The sequence below is a fragment of the Streptomyces tendae genome (assembly GCF_014650435.1).
In the GTDB taxonomy this organism is placed as follows: domain Bacteria; phylum Actinomycetota; class Actinomycetes; order Streptomycetales; family Streptomycetaceae; genus Streptomyces; species Streptomyces tendae.
In genome coordinates this window covers 676,421-695,940 of the sequence record NZ_BMUY01000002.1, presented here as the reverse complement: position 1 = coordinate 695,940, position 19,520 = coordinate 676,421, and the positions used below count along the sequence as shown (strand labels likewise).

19 protein-coding genes are annotated in these 19,520 nt (G+C 73.3%); 8 read left to right on the top strand and 11 right to left on the bottom strand.

Annotated elements, in window-relative coordinates:
* The first annotated feature begins 30 nt into the window (after positions 1-30).
* Both IE258_RS08205 and IE258_RS08200 read left to right on the top strand, forming a co-directional pair.
* Positions 31-2,550 (top strand): MFS transporter, encoded by a 2,520-nt coding sequence (locus IE258_RS08205; RefSeq protein WP_506417432.1) that lies wholly within the window; start codon positions 31-33, stop codon positions 2,548-2,550.
* 109 nt (positions 2,551-2,659) lie between these two features.
* Positions 2,660-3,481, top strand: a complete 822-nt coding sequence (locus IE258_RS08200) for a YceI family protein (RefSeq protein WP_189740822.1) — start codon at positions 2,660-2,662, stop codon at positions 3,479-3,481.
* Here the strand turns inward: IE258_RS08200 and IE258_RS08195 are convergent.
* Both IE258_RS08195 and IE258_RS08190 read right to left on the bottom strand, forming a co-directional pair.
* On the bottom strand, positions 3,464-4,189 hold the full coding sequence (locus IE258_RS08195) for a GAF and ANTAR domain-containing protein (RefSeq protein WP_189740819.1): 726 nt from the start codon (positions 4,187-4,189) through the stop codon (positions 3,464-3,466). The two genes, IE258_RS08200 and IE258_RS08195, sit on opposite strands and share 18 nt — an antisense overlap.
* 18 nt (positions 4,190-4,207) lie before the next feature.
* A complete protein-coding gene (locus IE258_RS08190) occupies positions 4,208-4,924 on the bottom strand; it encodes an ANTAR domain-containing protein (RefSeq protein ID WP_229891986.1) in 717 nt (238 codons plus the stop codon).
* 219 nt (positions 4,925-5,143) lie between these two features.
* Between IE258_RS08190 and IE258_RS08185 the strand changes: the two genes are divergently transcribed.
* From IE258_RS08185 to IE258_RS08175, 3 genes are read left to right on the top strand one after another with little or no spacing between them, the layout of a single operon-like run.
* The gene (locus tag IE258_RS08185) at positions 5,144-5,566 is read left to right on the top strand and encodes an STAS domain-containing protein (RefSeq protein ID WP_373309731.1); all 423 of its coding nucleotides are present in this window, start codon (positions 5,144-5,146) and stop codon (positions 5,564-5,566) included.
* A 27-nt stretch (positions 5,567-5,593) separates the two neighbouring features.
* A complete protein-coding gene (locus IE258_RS08180; RefSeq protein WP_189740810.1) occupies positions 5,594-6,064 on the top strand; it encodes a PPOX class F420-dependent oxidoreductase in 471 nt (156 codons plus the stop codon).
* A 15-nt stretch (positions 6,065-6,079) separates the two neighbouring features.
* Complete coding sequence (locus IE258_RS08175) at positions 6,080-6,241, top strand: hypothetical protein (RefSeq protein WP_189740807.1); 162 nt, start codon at positions 6,080-6,082, stop codon at positions 6,239-6,241.
* Positions 6,242-6,539: 298 nt separating this feature from the next.
* Here IE258_RS08175 and IE258_RS08170 read toward each other — a convergent pair whose 3' ends face one another.
* From IE258_RS08170 to IE258_RS08140, 7 genes are all read right to left on the bottom strand, one after another.
* On the bottom strand, positions 6,540-7,298 hold the full coding sequence (locus IE258_RS08170; protein ID WP_189740804.1) for a TetR/AcrR family transcriptional regulator: 759 nt from the start codon (positions 7,296-7,298) through the stop codon (positions 6,540-6,542).
* Between the two features lie 147 nt (positions 7,299-7,445).
* The gene (locus tag IE258_RS08165) at positions 7,446-8,885 is read right to left on the bottom strand and encodes an MFS transporter (RefSeq protein ID WP_373309735.1); all 1,440 of its coding nucleotides are present in this window, start codon (positions 8,883-8,885) and stop codon (positions 7,446-7,448) included.
* Positions 8,886-9,047: 162 nt separating this feature from the next.
* On the bottom strand, positions 9,048-11,279 hold the full coding sequence (locus IE258_RS08160; protein ID WP_189740798.1) for an ArnT family glycosyltransferase: 2,232 nt from the start codon (positions 11,277-11,279) through the stop codon (positions 9,048-9,050).
* Positions 11,276-12,580 carry a bifunctional glycosyltransferase family 2/GtrA family protein gene (locus tag IE258_RS08155; RefSeq protein WP_189740795.1) on the bottom strand — a complete coding sequence of 435 codons (1,305 nt, stop codon included), beginning with the start codon at positions 12,578-12,580 and terminating at the stop codon, positions 11,276-11,278. Before IE258_RS08155 ends, IE258_RS08160 begins: the two co-directional genes overlap by 4 nt.
* 14 nt (positions 12,581-12,594) lie before the next feature.
* On the bottom strand, positions 12,595-14,193 hold the full coding sequence (locus tag IE258_RS08150) for a sensor histidine kinase (RefSeq protein ID WP_189740791.1): 1,599 nt from the start codon (positions 14,191-14,193) through the stop codon (positions 12,595-12,597).
* Positions 14,190-14,930: a response regulator transcription factor gene (locus IE258_RS08145; RefSeq protein WP_159329638.1), complete on the bottom strand. Its 741-nt coding sequence runs from the start codon at positions 14,928-14,930 to the stop codon at positions 14,190-14,192. The genes IE258_RS08150 and IE258_RS08145 overlap by 4 nt, the downstream gene beginning before the upstream one ends.
* A 139-nt stretch (positions 14,931-15,069) precedes the next feature.
* On the bottom strand, positions 15,070-15,762 hold the full coding sequence (locus IE258_RS08140; protein ID WP_189740788.1) for a GntR family transcriptional regulator: 693 nt from the start codon (positions 15,760-15,762) through the stop codon (positions 15,070-15,072).
* 101 nt (positions 15,763-15,863) lie between these two features.
* Between IE258_RS08140 and IE258_RS08135 the strand changes: the two genes are divergently transcribed.
* Together IE258_RS08135 and IE258_RS08130 are read left to right on the top strand one after the other, a co-directional pair.
* Complete coding sequence (locus IE258_RS08135) at positions 15,864-16,397, top strand: YbhB/YbcL family Raf kinase inhibitor-like protein (protein WP_189740785.1); 534 nt, start codon at positions 15,864-15,866, stop codon at positions 16,395-16,397.
* Between the two features lie 8 nt (positions 16,398-16,405).
* On the top strand, positions 16,406-17,104 hold the full coding sequence (locus IE258_RS08130) for an iron-dependent transcriptional repressor DtxR (RefSeq protein ID WP_189740782.1): 699 nt from the start codon (positions 16,406-16,408) through the stop codon (positions 17,102-17,104).
* A 53-nt stretch (positions 17,105-17,157) separates the two neighbouring features.
* On the opposite strand, the gene IE258_RS08125 is transcribed toward IE258_RS08130, so the two are convergent.
* Entirely contained in the window at positions 17,158-18,066 is a 909-nt protein-coding gene (locus IE258_RS08125; protein ID WP_189740777.1) for an amidohydrolase family protein, read from the bottom strand.
* A 108-nt stretch (positions 18,067-18,174) separates the two neighbouring features.
* Positions 18,175-19,056 carry a DUF2797 domain-containing protein gene (locus IE258_RS08120; RefSeq protein WP_189740774.1) on the bottom strand — a complete coding sequence of 294 codons (882 nt, stop codon included), beginning with the start codon at positions 19,054-19,056 and terminating at the stop codon, positions 18,175-18,177.
* Between the two features lie 76 nt (positions 19,057-19,132).
* Between IE258_RS08120 and IE258_RS08115 the strand changes: the two genes are divergently transcribed.
* Positions 19,133-19,492: a winged helix-turn-helix transcriptional regulator gene (locus IE258_RS08115; RefSeq protein WP_189740771.1), complete on the top strand. Its 360-nt coding sequence runs from the start codon at positions 19,133-19,135 to the stop codon at positions 19,490-19,492.
* Positions 19,493-19,520 lie beyond the last annotated feature (28 nt).

Below are 19,520 nucleotides of genomic sequence, written 5' to 3'. Positions count from 1 at the left end.
CACGGGGGAGGCTCCTCCGGAGACGCTCCGATGACGCACCGGCAGATCATGGAGGCACTGTCCGGGCTGCTGCTCGGCATGTTCTGCGCGATCCTGTCCTCGACCATCGTCACCAACGCCCTGCCCGAGATCATCGGTGACCTCGGCGGCGGCCAGAGCGCCTACACCTGGGTCGTCACGGCCTCGCTGCTGACGATGACCGCCTCCACCCCCCTGTGGGGCAAGCTCGCGGACCTCTTCAGCAAGAAGGCCCTGGTCCAGATAGCCCTGATCGTCTACGTCGTCGGCTCCGTCGTGGCCGGTCTGGCGCAGAACCCCGCGATGCTGATCACCGCGCGGGCCATCCAGGGCCTGGGCGCCGGCGGTCTGTCCGCCCTGGCGCAGATCATCATGGCCGCGATGATCGCCCCGCGTGAGCGCGGGCGCTACTCCGGCTACCTCGGCGCCACCTTCGCGGTCGCCACCGTCGGCGGTCCGCTGCTCGGCGGCGTCATCACCGACACCAGCTGGCTCGGCTGGCGCTGGTGCCTCTACGTCGGCGTGCCCTTCGCGATCCTCGCGCTGATCGTGCTGCAGAAGACGCTGCACCTGCCGGTGCTCAAGCGGAAGGTCAAGGTCGACTGGGCCGGCGCCTTCTTCGTCACCGCGGCCGTCTGCCTGCTGCTCGTCTGGGTCACCTTCGCGGACGACAAGTACTCCTGGATGTCGTGGCAGACCGGTGCCATGGTCGGCGGCGCGATCGTGCTGACGCTGATCTTCCTCTTCGTCGAGTCGAAGGCCAGCGAGCCGATCATCCCGCTGCGCCTGTTCAAGAACCGCACCATCACCCTGGCCTCGCTGGCCTCGCTGTTCGTCGGTATCGCGATGTTCGCGGGCACCGTCTACTTCAGCCAGTACTTCCAGCTGGCCCGGGACAAGTCCCCGACCATGTCGGGCGTCATGACGATCCCGATGATCGGCGGCCTGTTCATCTCGTCCACGGTCTCCGGTCAGATCATCACCAAGACCGGCAAGTGGAAGGGCTGGTTGCTGGCCGGCGGCGTGCTGCTGACCGCGGGCCTGGGCCTGCTCGGCACCATGCGCTACGACACCCCGTACTGGCACATCGGCATCTTCATGGCGCTGATGGGTCTCGGCGTCGGCATGATGATGCAGAACCTGGTGCTCTGCACGCAGAACCAGGTGGCTCCCAGCGACCTGGGTGCCGCGTCCTCCACGGTCACCTTCTTCCGGTCCCTCGGTGGCGCGGTGGGCGTCTCGGTGCTCGGCTCCGTGATGTCGACCCGGATCAGCCACTACGCCTCGGACACCATCGGCTCGCTCAGCCCGCAGGAGCAGGCGGCGGCGGCCAAGGCCTCCGGCGGCGGCGCCATCCCCGACATGGACATGCTGCCCCCCGGCATCCGCGAGTGGCTGGAGAGCGCCTACGGGCACGGCATCGCGGACATCTTCCTGATCGTCGCGCCGATCGCCCTGCTCGCCTTCCTGGTGACGCTGTTCATCAAGGAGGTCCCGCTGCGCACCAAGGGCGCCCTCGCCCAGGCCGCGGAGTCCTCGGCCGAGGCCGCCCCGCCGGTGGCGGGCACCCCCGCGGAGGCCGTCCGCGTCGCCGACGAGCAGGTTCCGGCCGGTGCGCTGGCGTCCGTGTCGGCCGCGCCGTCCGGTGACCCGGTCACCTCGTCCGTCTCGGACACCGCCGCCTCCCCGGTCGCCGCACCGGCGGCCACGCAGCGGCTGGCCGCCGTCGCCACGACGACCGGCTCAGGTGAACCGCAGGCCCCCGTCTCCGGCGGCATCGCGGTGCGCGGCTTCGTCCGCGGCGCCGAGTCCGCGCCGGTCCCGCAGGCCGCGGTCACGCTGATCTCGCTGGCCGGCCGGCAGCTCGGCCGGTCCGTCGCCCAGGCCGACGGCTCCTACGCCGTCGACGCGCCGAGCGCCGGGTCGTACGTGCTGATCGCCTCCGCCGACGGTTTCCAGCCGCAGGCGTCGACGATCGTCGTGAACGACGAGCCGGTCGCCTACGACATCCTGCTCAGCGGCACCAGCGGGCTCACCGGCCTGGTGCGGGCCGTGGAGAGCGGGCTGCCGGTCAAGGACGCCATGGTGATCGTCACCGACGTGCGCGGCGACCTGCTGGCCAGCGCCGCCACCGGTGAGCAGGGCGAGTTCGCCTTCACCGAGCTGGTGCCGGGCACGGTGACCGTCGCGGTCAACGCCGCCGGCTACCGGCCCCGCGCCCTGCCGCTGGAGGTCGGCGGCACCGGCGTCACCCGCGTCGAGGTCGACCTCCAGGCCGGGGCCCAGGTCCAGGGCGTCGTGCGGGCGCCGCACGGTCCGCTGGCCGACGCCCGGGTCACCCTGGTGGACGCGGCGGGCAACGTGGTCGGCACGGCCACCACCGGCGCGGACGGGGCGTACGCCTTCACCGACCTGGACGCCGGTGAGTACACCGTCATCGCGACCGGCTACCCGCCCGTGGCGACGGCCCTGACGGTCGCCGGCCCCGGTGCCGACGGCCACGACATCGAGCTCGCCCACCCCGGCGAGTAGCAGAACCCCGGCCCGTGGTGGCGTGCGCGCTCTGAGCGGAGGTGCGCCCGCCCACCACGGGCCGGTTTCTTTACGACCACTTTCTGAGCCTTTGCAGGGAGAAAACGGGATGGGACTGACCGCGAGGATCCGAACGCGGGACGGATGGGCCGTGTCGCACGCGGTCGTCACGGTGACCGACATGACCGGCACGCAGGTGCTGCGCGCCGAGGCGGACACCGAGGGCGCCGTGCGGGACACCACCGCGCTGACGCCGGGGGCGTACACCGTCATCGTCACCGCGGTCGGCTACGCGCCGGCCGCCTCCAGCGCGATCGTCACCGCGAGCGGCCGGGCCGAGGTCGGCACCGTGACGCTGGCCCGGCAGGGCGGCACCGAACTGCCGCCGCCGGGACCGTGGACGGTCGACCCGGCGCACTCCAGCGTGGCCGCCGTCGCGCAGCACCTGGGCATCTCCAGCGTGCGCGGTCGCTTCACCGACTTCGCCGCCACCGTCGAGATCGCGCCCGACGACGTCACCAAGTCCCGGGTGGAGGCGGTGATCAAGGCGGCCTCCATCGACACCGGCAACGGCATGCGCGACACCCACCTGCGCTCGGCCGACTTCCTGGACGTCGAGCGCCACCCGGAGATCACCTACCGCTCCACCGGCGTGAGCGAGGCCGGCCCGGACCGCTGGACCGTCCACGGCGAGCTGGCCCTGCACGGGGTGGTCCGCGAGGTCGATCTGGACCTGGCCTACCTCGGCACCGGCGCCGACCCCTGGGGCGGCACCCGGGCGGCGTTCCGCGCGACGGCGGAACTGCACCGCGAGGACTTCGCCATGAACTACAACCAGGTCGTCCAGGCCGGCATCGCCGCCATCGGCACCACGCTCAGGGTCGAGCTGGACGTCCAGGCGGTCCAGGGGGAGTCACTGCCCGCCGTGTGAGGCATCGCCGGACGCCCGGGCCACCACCTGGGCGCACAGGTCCCGGAGCTTGACGTTCCGGTCCTGTGAGGCCCGGCGCAGCCGCTCCAGGGCCCGGTGGGCGTCGATGCGCTCCCGGGCCATGAGCATGCCGACCGCCTGGTCTATGACACTGCGGGAGAGCAGAGCGGTGCGCACGTCGGCCGCCGAGGCCTGCCGCCGTTCGATGCGCAGGGCCTCGTTCACCGCGTCCGCGGCCCGCTCCGCGAAGGCGCGGGCCGCGTCCAGCCCGCGGGCCAGGGAGTCGGGCTCGATGCCGTAGAGGTTGAGCGCGGCGCCCGTCTCCCCCTCGACGGGCAGCGGCAGCGCCAGCACGCAGCGGACCCCGGTGGCCAGCGCGTACTCCGTGTACGCGGGCCAGCGGGTCTCGGCGGCCAGGTCGGGGGAGTACTGCGCGTCCCCCGTCTCGGCGGCGTCCACGCAGGGGCCCGAGCCGTTCTCGTACTGGCGCAGGTCCAGGCCGCTGGGCAGGCCGGTGCTGCCCGCCAGGGTCATCAGCCGGTCGGCGCGGCGCACCGTGACCGAGCAGGCCACGGCGCCGGGCACCTGCACGACCGCCCGGTCGGTCAGGTCGCGCAGCAGGGTGTCGAGGCCCTGGATGCGCGCCATGGCGTGATCAAGCGTGTCCGTGTTCGTGCCCGTCCCCGGGCCGGTCGTCTGCGGGGTCATGACCGTACGGATGTCCCGTCACCGCTCGGTCACGCCTCTGCCGCCCGTACCGGAGTTGGCGTCGACGATGCGGCGGGCCAGGTCGCGCAGCTTCACGTTCTCCCGCTGGGACGCCTTCACCAGGGACTCGAAGGCACCGGCCGCGTCGATGTCCAGGCGCTCCATCAGGATGCCGGTGGCCTGGCCGATCAGGTCCCGGGTGCGCATCGCCTCGGTGAGCTGCTCGCGCACGGTCGCCGAGTCCAGCGCGAGGGAGACGTGCGCGGTGAACAGCCGCCCGATGCGGGTGGCGTCCTCGTCGAATGCCTGCGGCTTGCGGGCGTACGCGGTCAGCACGGTCAGCCGGCGCCGGTCGGCGCGCAGCCGCAGGGACAGCGCGGAACGCAGGCCGAGCCCGGACAGGACGTTGCCGCCGCCGTCGGCCTCGCTGTCGTCCGTCCGCACCACGGGCGTGGTCCACAGGCGCTCCCAGTCCGGGTGCGGGGTGTGGCCGCCGTGGCCGCCCTGCCGGGGTTCGGCGGCGAACCGCACGGTCTCGTCGGTCCAGGCCAGGGAGCGCAGCCGGCCGCCGCGCTGGATCTCCGAGATGTCCGCGTGCTCGGCGTCGGGCAGCAGGCGTACCGCCAGGGTGACGGCGGTGTGCATGGTGTCCTCGGGGGTGGCCGTCCCGTGCAGTTCGCGAGCAGCCGCGGTCAGGGCCTCGGCCAGCTCGAAACCCGTCGGAAAACGCGGCAAATCAGTAAATTCGGACGCAGCCACCACGAACCTCTTCGGCAAGCGCGGCCTCACGGCCGTGCGCAGGAGAGCTCCGCAGCACATTCCCGACTGCGAGCACAGGACGAACAGCACTTTAGCTGCTCGGTTGCGTGCCGGTGACGCTCGGTCGACGGCCGCCCGGCCCGGCGGCCGGGCGAGCGGTGCGCCTTCCGTGCCTCTCCGCCGCGTGGTGGAATGGTGGCCGGGTCAGGAAGCGGCCCGGCCGGAAGCCCGACGGACGTCTGTCAGGTGAGTGCTGTGACCTTCCTCCCCCAGCCCTGCGAGCCGTGCGAGCCGTGTGAACCACCCGGCTGCGCCGTGCTCGCGATGCCCAGCGAGATCGACTTCTGCAACGCCTCGGGGCTGCTGCCTCTGATCACGACCGCCGTGGACCAGCGCTCCGACGGACTGCGCCTGCTCGTGCTCGACCTCTCCACGACCCGTTTCATGGACTCCCAGGGCGTCCGCCTGATCGCCTCCGTGCGCCGTCGGCTGCCCGAGCGCACCCTGCTGCGCGTGGTGGCCGCCCCGCAGGGCGTACCGAGCCGCGTCCTGGAGCTCTCCGGACTGCGCCGCGACGTGCCGGTCCACGACAACCTCGCGGAGGCGCTACGGCCGTAGCGCGGGGCGGCGTCCTAGGCTGACGCCATGGCACCGAACATCGCGACGAACACCCGTGTCTCCCTGGACGAGTTGCTGGACTTCGTACGCCCCCGGCACCGGGCGATCCTGCTGACCCGGCGGTCCGACGGCAGCCCGCAGGGGTCGCCGCTGACCTGCGGGGTCGACGACGCCGGGCGGATCGTCGTCTCGACCTACCCCGAGCGGGCCAAGACCCGCAACGCGCGCCGCGACCCCCGGGTCAGCGTCATCGTGCTCAGCGACGAGTGGAACGGCCCGTGGGTCCAGATCGACGGCACCGCGGAGGTCCTCGACGCGCCCGACTCCGTGGAGCCGCTCGTGGAGTACTTCCGCAACATCTCCGGCGAGCACCCCGACTGGGACGAGTACCGGCAGGCCATGGTGAAGCAGGGCAAGTCCATCATCCGGGTCACGCCGGAGAAATGGGGCCCGGTGGCGACGGGCGGCTTCCCGGCACGGCTGTCGGCGGACGAGTAACGAGTAAGGAGTGTCGTGACGCCCCCTAGGACCGAGGCCCACGGCGGACGACTGGCCGACTTCGGCCGGGCTCTGCGGCCGGGCGCCGTCGACCGGCGCCTCCGGCTGAGCGGCGTCGGCCGGGCGGCGTCGGCCGGGCGGCGTACGGCGGGGGGCCGCACGCCGGGCGTCCGCTGAGCACCGTCGGCGGGGGTACGGCCGAGGGGCCGTCGGCCGGGCGGTACGGCTGAGCGGCGGCAGCCGGAGTCGGCCGAGGGCCGTCCGCCGGGTGCGCTGCCGACAGTCGCCTCTGCCGGGGCGTGCGGCTGAGCGCCGGCCCGGTCGGGCGTATGGCCGAGCCCTCGTCGGCCAGGCGAACGGCTGAGCGCCGCCTCGGCCGGGCATACGGCCGACCGCCTCAGCCGGTCGTGCGGCCGGGCGCCGTCGGACGGGCGTGCGGCCTGGCGCCGTCGGGCGGGTGTGGGTCGGTGTCGGGTCAGGTGGGGTCGACCATCGCGTCGATGCCCGCGATGAGCAGGTCGAGGGCGAACTCGAAGTCCCGGTCCAGCATCTCCGCGACGGTGTCGCCGCCCCGGGCCGCCATGATGTCCTGGGCGTCCTCGATGACGCCCGCCGTGTCCGGCACCTCGGTCACCGCGCTCATCGAGTCCTCGTAGTACTCCTCCGGGCTCAGCCCGGTCTCCGCCACCCGCGCGAGGAAGCGGCCCTCGATGGTTCCGTAGCCGTAGACGAACTGGAAGACGGCGGAGATGGCGCCGATCAGGCGATGCGCGGGCAGCCCGCTGCGGCCCACGACGTTCTGCACGGACCGGGAGAACGCCAGCGAGTGCGGCCCGATGTTGAGGTAGGTGCCGACCAGCCGGGACGACCAGGGGTGGCGCACCAGCAGCGCCCGGTTCTCCCGGGCCAGGGCACGCAGCTCCGCGCGCCAGTCGAGGCCGGCGTCCGGGTCCGGGTGGCGCAGCTCGCCGAAGACGGCGTCCAGGGCGAGTTCGAGCAGTTGGTCCTTGGTGTCGACGTACCAGTACACGGACATCGCCGTGACGTTCAGCTCGGCGGCCAGGCGGCGCATGGAGAACCCCGTCAGGCCCTCCGCGTCCAGCAGCCGGACGGTGGTCCAGGTGATCCGGTCCCGGTCGAGCCCGGACGGCTGCCCCCCGCGGCGCCCACCGCGCCGCGACTCCCCCGACAGCCACACGCTGTCCCGCGGCCCCTCCCGCCCTGCCTTCGCCATGCGCACCTCTCCCTCGCCTCATAAATCGCCGGTCGGCGAAGCGCCCCACAAGGGGCGCGGGGCTCTGTCATTGTGCGGCTTCGCCGCGTGGGCGCGAGCAACCACGACCAGACCCGCAGCCGCGTCGCAAGCAGCCCATCCGAGCCCTCAGGCGCTCACAACCCCCGAGTCTGCCCGCTCCGCCCGCCGCAACAACACCGCAGCCACCACTCCGCCCAGCAACACGGCCACCGCCCCCACCAGCTGACTGCTCTCCACTCCGGAGGAGAACGCGTCCAGCACCCGGCCCCGCTCCCCCTCCCCCCGCGCCGAGGCCAACGCCGCCGGCAACGACGTCGCCGCGACCGGTGCCAGCGCCGCGAACCGGAAGTTCAGCACCGCCCCGAGGACGGCCACGCCCAGCCCGTTGCCGAACTCCGCCAGCGTGCCGTTGACGCCGGCGCCGACCCCCGCCTTGGCCGGCGGGATCGCGCTCATCAGGGCATGGGCCATGGCCGGGTTGCCAAGCGCGCACCCCACACCGATCAGCACCAGCCCCAGCAGCGTCCCGGCGTAGCCGTGCCCGGTCAGCGTGGCGATGGACACCAGGCCCGCCGACATCAGCACCATGCTCAGCAGCACCGCCACCGGTGTGCCCAGCCTGGCCAGCCACTTGGCCGACACCCCGGAGAAGTTCAGCAGCACCACCGTCAGGGCCAGCGGCGCGGTCCGCAGCCCCGCCTCCAGGGGGCCGTACCCGAGGACGAACTGCAGGTGCTGGGTGAGCAGGAACAGCGCACCGCCCATGCCGAAGCTGATCAGCACCAGACCGGCCACCGCGCCGGTGAACCGCTGGTCGCGGAAGAAGCTGAGGTCGAGCATCGGGTACGGGATGCGGCTCTCCCAGTAGGCGAAGAGCGCGAGCACCCCCAGGGCGACGGCCGCGGTGGCCAGGACCCGGCCCGACGTCCAGCCGTGCTCCGGGCCGGAGATGATCGCGTAGACGAGCGCGGCCATGCCGACGGTGGAGAGGACGGCGCCGAGCAGGTCGGGGCGGTCGCCCTGTCGGTTCTTCGACTCCGGGACCAGTGTCACGACCGCGACCAGGCCGAGGGCCACCACCGGCAGGTTGATCAGGAAGATGGCGCCCCACCAGAAGTGGTCCAGCATGAACCCGCCGATCAGCGGCCCGCAGGCGAAGCCGAGCGCGCTGACCGCGCTCCAGATGCCGATGGCCTTGGCGTGCTCGGCGGGCGCGAAGATCTGCATGACCACGGCCAGCGTGGTGGTCAGCAGCAGGGCACCGCCGACGCCCATGCCGGCCCGTGCCGCGATCAGCTGGCCGGTGGTGTCCGCGAGTCCGGCCGCCAGTGACCCGATCCCGAACAGGGCGAGGCCGGTGGCCAGCATCTTCTTGCGGCCGTACCGGTCGGCCGCGCTGCCCGCGGTGAGCAGCAGACCTGACTGGACGAGCGAGTAGGCGTTGATCATCCACTGGATGTCCGAGGTGGCCGCGCCCAGCTCGTCGGTGAGCGAGGGGATGGCCACGTTCAGCACGGTGTTGTCCAGGACCACCGTGAGCTGGGCGAGGCTGATGACACCGAGGATCAGCCAGCGCTGCGGGTGACCCTGGACCGGGGGTGCGGGTTCGCGTTCCCGGTCCTTGGCGGACTCCTGGGGCGACGTCGTCATGTTGTACAGCGTATAGGAGAGTCCTATACGCTGTACAACGATTTCGCGTCCGGGACGACGCCCAGGCCGTCGGCGATGTCAGGTCGTCGGCGCTGTCAGGTCGTAGAAGGTGGCCGAGCCGACCGTGACCTCCTCGAAGTTGCCCTCGACCCACGAGGTGATCCGGGACGCCGTACCGGAGTCGCCGCCCATGCCACCCCCCGCGCCGCCTCCGATGAAGTAGTGGATCCGGCCGTCCGCCACGTACTTCTTGAACTGGGCCAGGGTCGGCGACGGGTCGGTGCCGTTGAAGCCGCCGATCGCCATCACCGGGGCACCGGTGCTCAGCTGATAGCTCGCGGCGTTCTGGGAGCCGATGGCCGCGGCGGCCCAGGTGTATGCGTCGGCGTCGGTCTCCAGCAGTTTCTTCGCCTTCGAACTGACTTCGGCGCCGTTGAGCAGGCCGCCCATGCCGCCGCCGCCCGCACCCATGCGGCCGCCTTCGCCGGACGGGCCACCGGCCGGACCGCCGTTCTGCCCGTTCTGGCCGTTCTGCCCGTTCGGCGTCTGGCCGTTCTGGTTGCTGCCACCGGTGCCCGGGGCGGTGCCGCCGCCGGGGAAGCCGCCGACCCCTGGACCGCCCTGGCCCTGCCCCTGCCCCTGTCCCTGTCCGGGTGCGGTCCCGCCGCCCGGGAAGCCGCCCCCACCGGGGCCACCGCCGCGGCCACCGCCACCGCCGGGGCCGCCGCCCATGCTCGCGCCGGCCGGACCGGCCGTGACGATGGAGCCGCTGTGCCCCTCCCGCACGGTGCTCAGCGTGTACGCCGTGGGCGCCGCCAGCGACGCCACCAGACCGAGCCCCGCCGCCGCGAGGGCGGTCCGCCGCCCCAGCCGGCCCGCGAAGACCAGCCCGAGCGCGGCGACCAGGCCGCCGACCAGGACCGGCACCTTCAGCCAGGGGAGGTAGTCGGGCGTGCGGTTGAGCAGGACGTATCCCCAGGCCGCGCTCGCCGTGACGGCGGCGGCGAGGGCGATCGACGCCCAGGGCCGCGCGCGGCGTTCCCACAGCGTCGCGGCGCCCATGCCGATCACGGCCGCCAGGTACGGCGCGAGGGCCACCGTGTAGTACTGGTGGAAGATGCCGGCCATGTAGCTGAAGACGGCCGCGGTCATCAGCAGCGAGCCGCCCCAGACCAGGAGGGACGCCCGTGCGGTGTCCGTGCGGGCCGCGCGGCGCGTGGCGAGGAGGCCCGCGACGAGGAGGATCAGGGCGGCCGGGAGCAGCCAGGAGATCTGGCCGCCGATCTCGGAGTTGAACATCCGGTCCCAGCCGGTCTCGCCCCACTGCCCGCCGCTCCCGCCGCCGGGGCCGCCCCCGCCGCCGACGCTGCCGGTCTCCTCGCCGTTGAGACGGCCGAGGCCGTTGTAGCCGAAGGTCAGCTCCAGGAAACTGTTGTTCTGCGAGCCGCCGATGTACGGGCGGGACGAGGCCGGCCACAGTTCGACGACCGCGACCCACCAGCCGCCGGAGACGACGATCGCGGCGGTCGCCAGCGCGAGCTGCCCGAGGCGCCTCCTGAGCCGCACCGGTGCGCAGACACCGTAGACGAGGGCGAGGGCGGGCAGGATCAGGAATGCCTGGAGGGTCTTCGCCAGGAACGCGAAGCCGATCGCGACGCCCGCCCACACCAGCCACTTGGTCCGGCCGTCCTCCAGCGCTCGTACGACGAGGTAGCAGGCGACGGACATCAGCAGGGCGAGGAGCGCGTCCGGGTTGTTGAAGCGGAACATCAGCGCGGCGACGGGCGTGAGCGCGAGCACGGCGCCCGCGATCAGCCCGGCCGCGGGACTGAACCGGCGGCACACCGCCGCGTACACGACGGCGACCGTGCCCACCCCCATGAGCACCTCGGGCACCAGGATCGACCAGGAGGAGAGGCCGAAGATCCGCACCGCCAGCGCCATCGGCCACAGCGCGGCCGGGGGCTTGTCGACGGTGATGGCGTTGCCCGCGTCGAGCGAGCCGAAGAAGAACGCCTTCCAGGACTGGCTGCCCGCCTGCACGGCCGCCGAGTAGAAGGAGTTGGCCCAGCCGGAGGCGCTCAGGTTGTAGAGGTAGAGGAGGGCGGTGGCCAGCAGGAGGCCGAGGAAGGCCGGGCGCACCCAGCGCGGGTCCTCGGGGCGGCCGCGCCACACCCGGCCGAGCCGGGACCGCAGCCGGCGCCGGGGCTGGCGGTGGGCGGGCGGCGCGGTGGACGGCGGCCTCCCGTCCGCGCCGACCGGGGTGGGGGCGCCGTCGGCGTGCGTGGCCGGGTCGTAGTGCGTCGTCATCGGGCGTCGCTCCAGGTGCGCTGCGGTTCCGGTCGGTGAGGTTCCGGGGAGGGGGCCGCGGGCGGCGTGTCCGGGAACACCCAGGCGCGGAAGAGCAGGAAGCGCAGCACGGTGGCCGCGAGGTTGGCGGCGATCAGCACCGCCAGCTCCGTGGAGTGGTCGGGGTCGGTCGTCGCCGCGCTCAGGGCGGCCAGCGAACCGCTGGTCAGCGCCAGGCCGATGCCGAAGACGACCAGCCCCTGCGCCTGGTGCCGCACGGCGCCGCCCCGGCCCCGCACCCCGAAGGTCAGCCGCCGGTTGGCGGCGGTGTTGGCGACCGCCGAGACCAGCAGCGCGAGCGCGTTGGCGAGCTGGGAGCCGGCGAAGTGCCGGAAGCCGCTGTAGAGGAGCAGGTAGAAGAGGGTGGACAGGGCGCCGACCACGCAGAAGCCGACGAGTTGCCGGGCCAGCCCCTGCGGTACGCCGGTCAGGTCGCGGTCGCGCGGGTCGTCGCCGAAGGGGCGGGCCAGCCGGTCCAGTGGGAGGGAACCGGTGGCCAGGGCCTTGCCGACCCGCCACACGCCCTTGAGGTCCTCGGTCGCCGTCCGCACGATGTGCACGGTGGAGTCCGGGTCGTCGACCCAGTCGACCGGCACCTCGTGGATCCGGCACCCGGCCCGCTCGGCGAGCACCAGCATCTCGGTGTCGAAGAACCAGCCGGTGTCCTCCACCAGCGGCAGCAAGACCTGGGCCACGTCCCGGCGGATCGCCTTGAAGCCGCACTGGGCGTCGGAGAAGCGGGCCTGGAGGGAGCCGCGCAGGATGAGGTTGTAGGTGCGGGAGATGAACTCCCGCTTGGCGCCGCGCACCACGCGCGAACTGCGGGCCAGCCGGGAGCCGATGGCGAGGTCCGAGTGACCGGAGATCAGCGGTGCCACCAGCGGCAGCAGCGCGTTCAGGTCGGTGGAGAGGTCCACGTCCATGTAGGCGAGGACCGGGGCGTCCGAGGCCGACCAGACGGTCCTGAGGGCCCGGCCGCGCCCCTTCTGCTCCAGCCGGACCGACCTGACCGCCGCGAGGTCGGCCGCCAGCCGGGCCGCGACCTGCGGGGTGCCGTCCGTGGAGGCGTTGTCGGCGACCGTGATGCGGAAGGCGTACGGGAACGTCCGGGAGAGGTGCTCGTGCAGTCTCCGGACGCACGGCCCGAGGTCCTTCTCCTCGTTGTAGACGGGGACCACTACGTCCAGGACAGGCGTACCGGCTCCTGCGGCCGGGAGGTGCTCCCGCGCCGGCAGGGAGCCGGGAGAAGAGTCGGTTCGCATGGGACCGACTCTTCTCAACTCCCCTGTCGCACCCGTGTGGTGAGACTGTGCTGTGCCTGTGAGTGCGCCGGCGCGTCCGGCCGGCCGTGCGCGGCGGGTGCATACCGGTCGTGCGCCATGGGCAGGTGCCGGTCGGGCACGGCGGGCAGATGGACGGTGAAGACCGTCCGGCCCGGCGCGCTGTCGACCGTCACGCCACCGCCGTGCGCGGTCGTCACGGCCTGCACGATGGCGAGTCCGAGGCCCGTCGAGCCGGTCGCACGGGACCGCGCGGAGTCCCCGCGCGCGAAGCGTTCGAAGACACGCGGCAGCAACTCGGCCGGGATGCCGGGTCCGTTGTCCGCCACGTCCACGCACAGCCACGGGCCGTCGCGCCGTACGCGGGCGGTGACGGTCGTGCCCGGCGGGGTGTGGCTGCGGGCGTTGCCCAGCAGGTTGACCAGCACCTGCTGGAGCCGTGCCGGGTCCGCCGACACCGGGGCCGGTTCGTCGGGCAGGTCGAGCCGCCAGGTGTGGTCGAGGCCGGCCGCGCGGGCGTCGCTGACGGTGTCCACGACGAGCGGTACGAGGTCGGTCGGCCCGAACTCCAGCGGGCGTCCGGCGTCCAGGCGGGCGAGCAGCAGCAGGTCCTCGACCAGCAGGGTCATGCGGCCGGCCTCGGACTCGATGCGGCCCAGCGCGTGCCGGGTGTCGGGGCCGACCTGCTCGCGCCCCCTGCGGGTGAGTTCGGCGTAGCCGCGGATGGAGGCGAGGGGGGTGCGCAGTTCGTGGCTGGCGTCGGCGACGAACTGCCGTACCCGCGTCTCGCTCTGCTGGCGGGCGTGCAGGGCGCCGTGGACGTGGTTCAGCATGCGGTTGAGCGCGGAGCCGACCCGGCCGACCTCGGTGTGCGGGTCGCACTCGGACTCCGGGACCCGTTCGTCGAGGTTCACCTCGCCCGCGTGCAGCGGGAGTTCGGAGACCCTGGTCGCGGTGGCGGCGACCCGGCGCAGGGGACGGGTGGCGACGCCGACGATGACGGCTCCGGCGAGGGAGGCGGCGACGAGACCGGCGGCGGTGACGCTGGCCTCCACCAGGATCAGGGTGCTGATGGTGCCGTCGGCCTCGGAGGTGGGCAGGGCGGCGTAGTAGCCGTCGTGGTACTCGACGCGGTAGTCGCCGAGGCCGGGGATCTCGACGGTGTGCGCGTCGCCGTCGCGGGGGACGGAGGCGAGCGCGGTGCGCTGGGCCTGGTCGAGGGAGACCGCCGTCGTCCCGCTGGGGTCCGTGCTCTCGTCGTCCTTCTCGCCGTACTTGGCGTCGACGACGGCACCGTCCCTCGTCTCGGCGACGATCGTGTCACGCGGCTGCGGGCCGCCGTGCGTGACGAAGTCGTCGAGGTCCATCCGCTGCTTCACCCCGCCGCCGGGGCCGGGTTCGCCCGGCGGCCCGAAACCGGACACCCGCATCGCGACCTCGCGCACCTGTCCGTCCAGCTGCTCGTACAGGTGCGAGCGCAGCGCCACCGTCGTCACCGTGCCGATCACCGCGCACACCACCGCGATCAGTGCCACGGACGCGACGACGAGCCGCGTCCGCAGGGTCCGCGGCCGCGGTCGTCGCCGCCGGGTCATGACACCGCGGGCTTGATCAGGTATCCGGCGCCGCGCCGGGTGTGGATCATCGGCTCGCGGCCGGCGTCGATCTTCCGGCGCAGGTAGGAAATGTACAGCTCCACCACGTTGGCCTGGCCGCCGAAGTCGTAGGACCACACGCGGTCCAGGATCTGCGCCTTGCTCAGCACCCGCCGCGGATTGCGCATGAGGAAGCGCAGCAGCTCGAACTCGGTGGCGGTGAGGTGGATGCCGTCGCCGCCCCGGGTGACCTCGTGGCTGTCCTCGTCGAGGGTGAGGTCGCCGACGACGAGGACGGAGTCGGAGCGCCGGTCGGCGGCACCGGAGCGGCGGATCAGTCCGCGCAGCCGGGCCACGACCTCCTCCAGGCTGAACGGCTTGGTGACGTAGTCGTCGCCGCCCGCGGTCAGCCCGGCGATCCGGTCCTCCACGGCGTCCTTGGCGGTCAGGAACAGCACCGGCACGTCCGGCAGGTCGCGGCGCAGCCGGCCCAGCACGCTCAGGCCGTCCATGTCGGGCAGCATCATGTCCAGTACGACGGCGTCGGGCCGGAAGTCGCGCGCGGTCTGGACGGCGCCGTGGCCGTCGCCCGCGCTGCGGATCTGCCAGCCCTCGTAGCGCAGGGCCATGGACAGCAGTTCGGTGATGGACTGCTCGTCGTCCACTACAAGCACCCGGACGGGGCTCCCGTCCGGCCTCAGCAGTTCGGTGCGCCCCTGGGGCGAGGTCGTGGTCATGGCGGACACGATGTCGGGGCGCTCTGAGAAGGCCCTTTCCCCAAGCTGTGATTTCTCTGAGAAACGCGCGGGCACCGTTCGGGCACGCCGTTCGGGCCGTCGTTCGGGCCCGTCGTTCGGCCCCGCTCGGGTCCGCTCCTCAGTTCTCCCCGGTCAGGCCCTCCGCCGTGAGGGTGAGGTGCCGGACCAGCACCTGCACCGCGGTGTCGGCGTCGCGGGCCAGCACCGCCTCCTCCAGCCGGCGGTGCTCCTCGACGCCGTCACGGTCGGGATTGCGGTGCGTCGACCAGCGGCGGGCCAGCTCGCTCGCCGTCCACAGCCGGTCGAAGGTCTCCAGCAGTACGCGGTTGCCGCAGCCCTCCATCAGGGAGCGGTGGAAGAGCCGGTGCGCCTCGGACCACGCCTCGCTGTAGTACTCCCCCTCCTCCGGCGTGTACGCGGGCGTGCGGGACAGCCGGTGGTGGGCGGCGCGCACCCGGGCCTCCCAGTCGACGTCGCCGCGCTCGACGGACATGCGCAGCAGGACCGGCTCGATGGTGCGGCGGGCCTCCGCGATCTCCTGCCAGCGGCGGTCGGAGTAGGCCGGGACGGCGAAGCCGCGGTTGGGCAGCCGGTCGGCGAGCCCGTCGCCGACCACCCGTACGAGGGCCTCGCGCACCACGGCCAGGCTCACCCCCTGCTCCTTGGCGAGGTCCTGGGGCTTGAGGGCGGCACCGGGGGCGTGGTCGCCGCGCATGATCGCGTCGCGCAGGTGTGCGTAGACCTGCTCGGAGAGCATCCGCTTGCCCGTGGGCGGGGGCGGCTGGGGCGACGTGGGGCCGGTCTGAGTCATGAGGGAAGCATAGACGATCCCTTAGATAATCGATTATTAGTGTTATGGTCGATTGCAGTGGTCGGTCCACAGGGGCCGGCCCGCCCGAAAGGAACGACGCGATGAGCGCCAACAACCCGTTCGCCCGCCTCCCCGAGGCGGCCTCCTTCACCGTCACCAGCACCACCGTCACCGACGGCTCCCCCTGGCCGGGCGCGCAGCACGCCTCCGGCGTCCCCGGCGGCAAGGACCTCTCCCCGCAGCTGTCGTGGAGCGGCGCACCGGAAGGCACCAGGAGCTACGCCGTCACCGTCTACGACCCCGACGCCCCCACCGGGTCCGGCTTCTGGCACTGGGCGGTCGCCGACATCCCCGCCACCGTCACCGAGCTGCCCGAGGGCGCCGGCGACGACACCGGCTCGGGCCTGCCCGAAGGCGCCTTCCAGCTCCCCAACGACGCCCGCGCCGCCCGCTACATAGGCGCCGCCCCGCCGGCCGGGCACGGCCCGCACCGGTACTTCGTCGTGGTGCACGCCCTCGACGTCGAGTCGATCGGCGTCCCGGCCGACGCCACCCCGGCCGTCCTCGGCTTCACCATGGCCGGGCACATCCTCGGCCGCGCGGTCCTGACCGCCACCGCCGAGACCCCCGCCTGACGCACCGCGTGTCCAGACTCATCGACACCACGGAGATGTACCTCCGCACCGTCCTGGAGCTGGAGGAGGAGGGCGTGGTCCCGTTGCGCGCCCGTATCGCCGAGCACCTGGACCAGAGCGGCCCCACCGTGAGCCAGACCGTCGCCCGCATGGAACGCGACGGACTGCTGCGGATCGCCGCCGACCGGCACCTGGAGCTGACCGACACGGGCAGACGGCTGGCGACGCGCGTGATGCGCAAGCACCGGCTCGCCGAATGCCTGCTCGTCGACGTGATCGGCCTGGAGTGGGAGCAGGTCCACGCCGAGGCATGCCGCTGGGAGCACGTGATGAGCGAGGCCGTCGAACGCCGTCTGCTGCGCCTGCTGAGGCACCCGACCGAGTCGCCCTACGGTAACCCGATCCCGGGCCTGGAGGAGCTGGGCGAGACGACCACCGCCGTCCCGCGCCGGGCGCCCGCCGGGAGCACGGTCAGCGTCGGTGACCTGCGTCCCGGGCCGGACGGCGCGAGCGCGGTCGTCCGGCGCATCGGGGAACCGGTCCAGGCCGACCTCGGCCTGCTGTCCGCCCTGCGGCGGGCCGGGGTGCGGCCGGGCGCGGTGGTGAGCGTCAGGCCGTGGCCCGGCGGCGTGACGGTCGGCAGCGGCGACCGGACCGCCCCGCTCCCGGCGCGGACCGCCGCGCACGTCTTCGTCGCCCCGCTCTGACCCCGGTGGGCACCGGCCCGTCCCCGGCGGCCGGTGCCCACCGGGGACGCACCTCAGCTCCCCTGACTCTCCCGGCTCCCCGGCAGCCCGAACAGCCGGGCCGCGTTGTCGTGGCACACCCCGCGCAGCCACGCGTCCCCCAACTCCAGCCGCTCCAGGGCGTGCAGCTGGTGCAGGTAGGGATACGGGATGTTGGGGAAGTCGGTGCCGAGCAGCACCCGGTCGCCCAGGTCGGCAAGCCGGGGCAGCGCTCGGCGCGGGAAGGGCGCGAGACGCTCGCTGAAGTCGGTGAACGCCATGGTGGTGTCCAACCGCACCTCCCCGTACCGCTCGGCGAGGTCCAGGAAGTCCTCGTACTCGGGCATGCCCATGTGCGCGACGACCAGCCGCAGCCGGGGGTGGCGCGCCAGCACCCGCGCCATCGGCTCGGGTCCGGTGTGCTTGCCGGGCGCGGGGCCCGAACCGCAGTGGACGACGACCGGGACCCCCGCCTCGGCGAGCACGCCCCAGGCCGGGTCGAGCAACTCGTCGGCCGGGTCGTACGCCCCCACCTGCACATGCGCCTTGAAGACCCGCGCCCCCTCCTCGACGGCCCGGCGGACGTACGCCTCGACGCCCGGCTCGGGGAAGAGGGTGGAGGTGTGCAGGCAGTCGGGCGTGCGGCGGGCGAAGTCCACCGCCCAGTCGTTCAGCCACTGGGCCATGCCCGCCTTGTGCGGGTAGAGCATGGCGGTGAAGGCCCGCACCCCGAACGCGCGCAGCAGCTCCGCGCGTTGGTCCTCCTCCTGCCGGTAGGTGATCGGCCACTCGACGCCGCCGGTCAGCGGCCCGAGGGCGTCGAAGTAGGCCCAGACCTTGCGCAGCACCCGCTCGGGCATGAAGTGCGTGTGCACGTCGATCAGCCCGGGCAGCCCGAGCCCCTCCCAGAACCGGCGGACCTGCCCGGCCTCGTGATCACTCATACGGCCACGATGGCGCCCCGCGCTCCCCCGGACAAGGGGCGGAGGGAGAGGAGGACGGAGTGGAAGGGGAAGGGGAGGGGATGGAGTGGGAGGGGATGGAGAGGGAGGTCAGAACAGCCCCTCCTGCACCCCGGCCGCTCGTCTCAGCTCCCGCACGGGCACCGCGCACGGCTCGCCCTCCGCGGCCAGCAGCTCCCACCCCGTCATCAGCCGGGTGTCGAGCACGACGACCCCGCGCTCCGTCGCCAGATGCAGATCCGGCCCCGCGGCGGCCACCAGCTCACCCCCGATCGCCCCGCCCGCCACCAGCTCGGCCACCTCCGCCACGGCGGCAGGCCCGCGCTCCGCCCCGTCGATCCCGAACACGCCCGCGTGGTCGACGCCCTGGAACGGCTCCGGCGTCAGCGCCTCGGGCCAGCTGCCGAGCGCCACCGCCCGCGCGTGCAGCCCGGCGATCTCGGCCACCCGCTCCGACTCGGACTCGGGCAGGGCGGCCCGGACGGCGCGTTTATGGGCGTATGGGATGCGGTCGGGCACGCCCAGCGCGGCCCGCAGCAGCTCCTCGGTCCGGCGCGCGGCCATCAGCGGACCGTGGCCCAGCCAGCTGAAGCACACCGCGCCCTGCTCGAGGAGCCGGGCGGAGCCCCGTTCGTATGCGGTGATCCCCACCTTGACGAGGCCGGGACCGAACCAGGCCAGATAGACGTGGTACGGCCGCGGATCGTCGGCCATGGTGTCGGCGGCCACGGAGTGGGCCCGGTCCAGGCGTGCGCACTCCTCGCACCGCGCCCCCGTGCTCCGCCCCGTCACACCGGCCCGCACCGGGCACGCGTGTCCCCGCGCTCCCACACACGTCCGCACACCCCCCTCGGCGACCCCGAAGGCCACCCGCTTCCCCCGGGCCAGCTCACTGCGCCGGCCCCCGACCCACGTCAGCACGGGACCGTCCGCCGCCCACCGCAGCCCCACGCACTTCCATGCCTGTGCCATCCCCACCGACAGTAGAGGGCACCACTGACAACGGGCGGGCACTCACTCTTGGTGAGCGCCCGCCCGGACGTACCGTATGACCATGCCAGAAAGTGAAGCGATGTGCCCCGAGCGCCTGCTCATGGAGCACGTCACCAGCCGCTGGGGCACCCTGGCCCTGATCGCGCTGCTCGACCGCCCCTACCGCTTCGGCGAACTGCGCCGGGAGATCGGCTCGGTCAGCGAGAAGATGCTGACCCAGACCCTGCGGACCCTGGAGCGCGACGGCCTGGTGCGCCGGGACGCCAAGCCCGTGATCCCGCCCCGCGTGGACTACTCCCTCACCGAACTCGGCCGCGAGGCCGCCGAACAGGTCCGGGACCTCGCGCGCTGGACGGAGCGCCGGATGACGGCCGTCGAGCGGGCCCGGGGGGCGTACGACGCGGCCAAGGTGTGACGCGCCGCCGCCCCGCCGGCGTCATGAC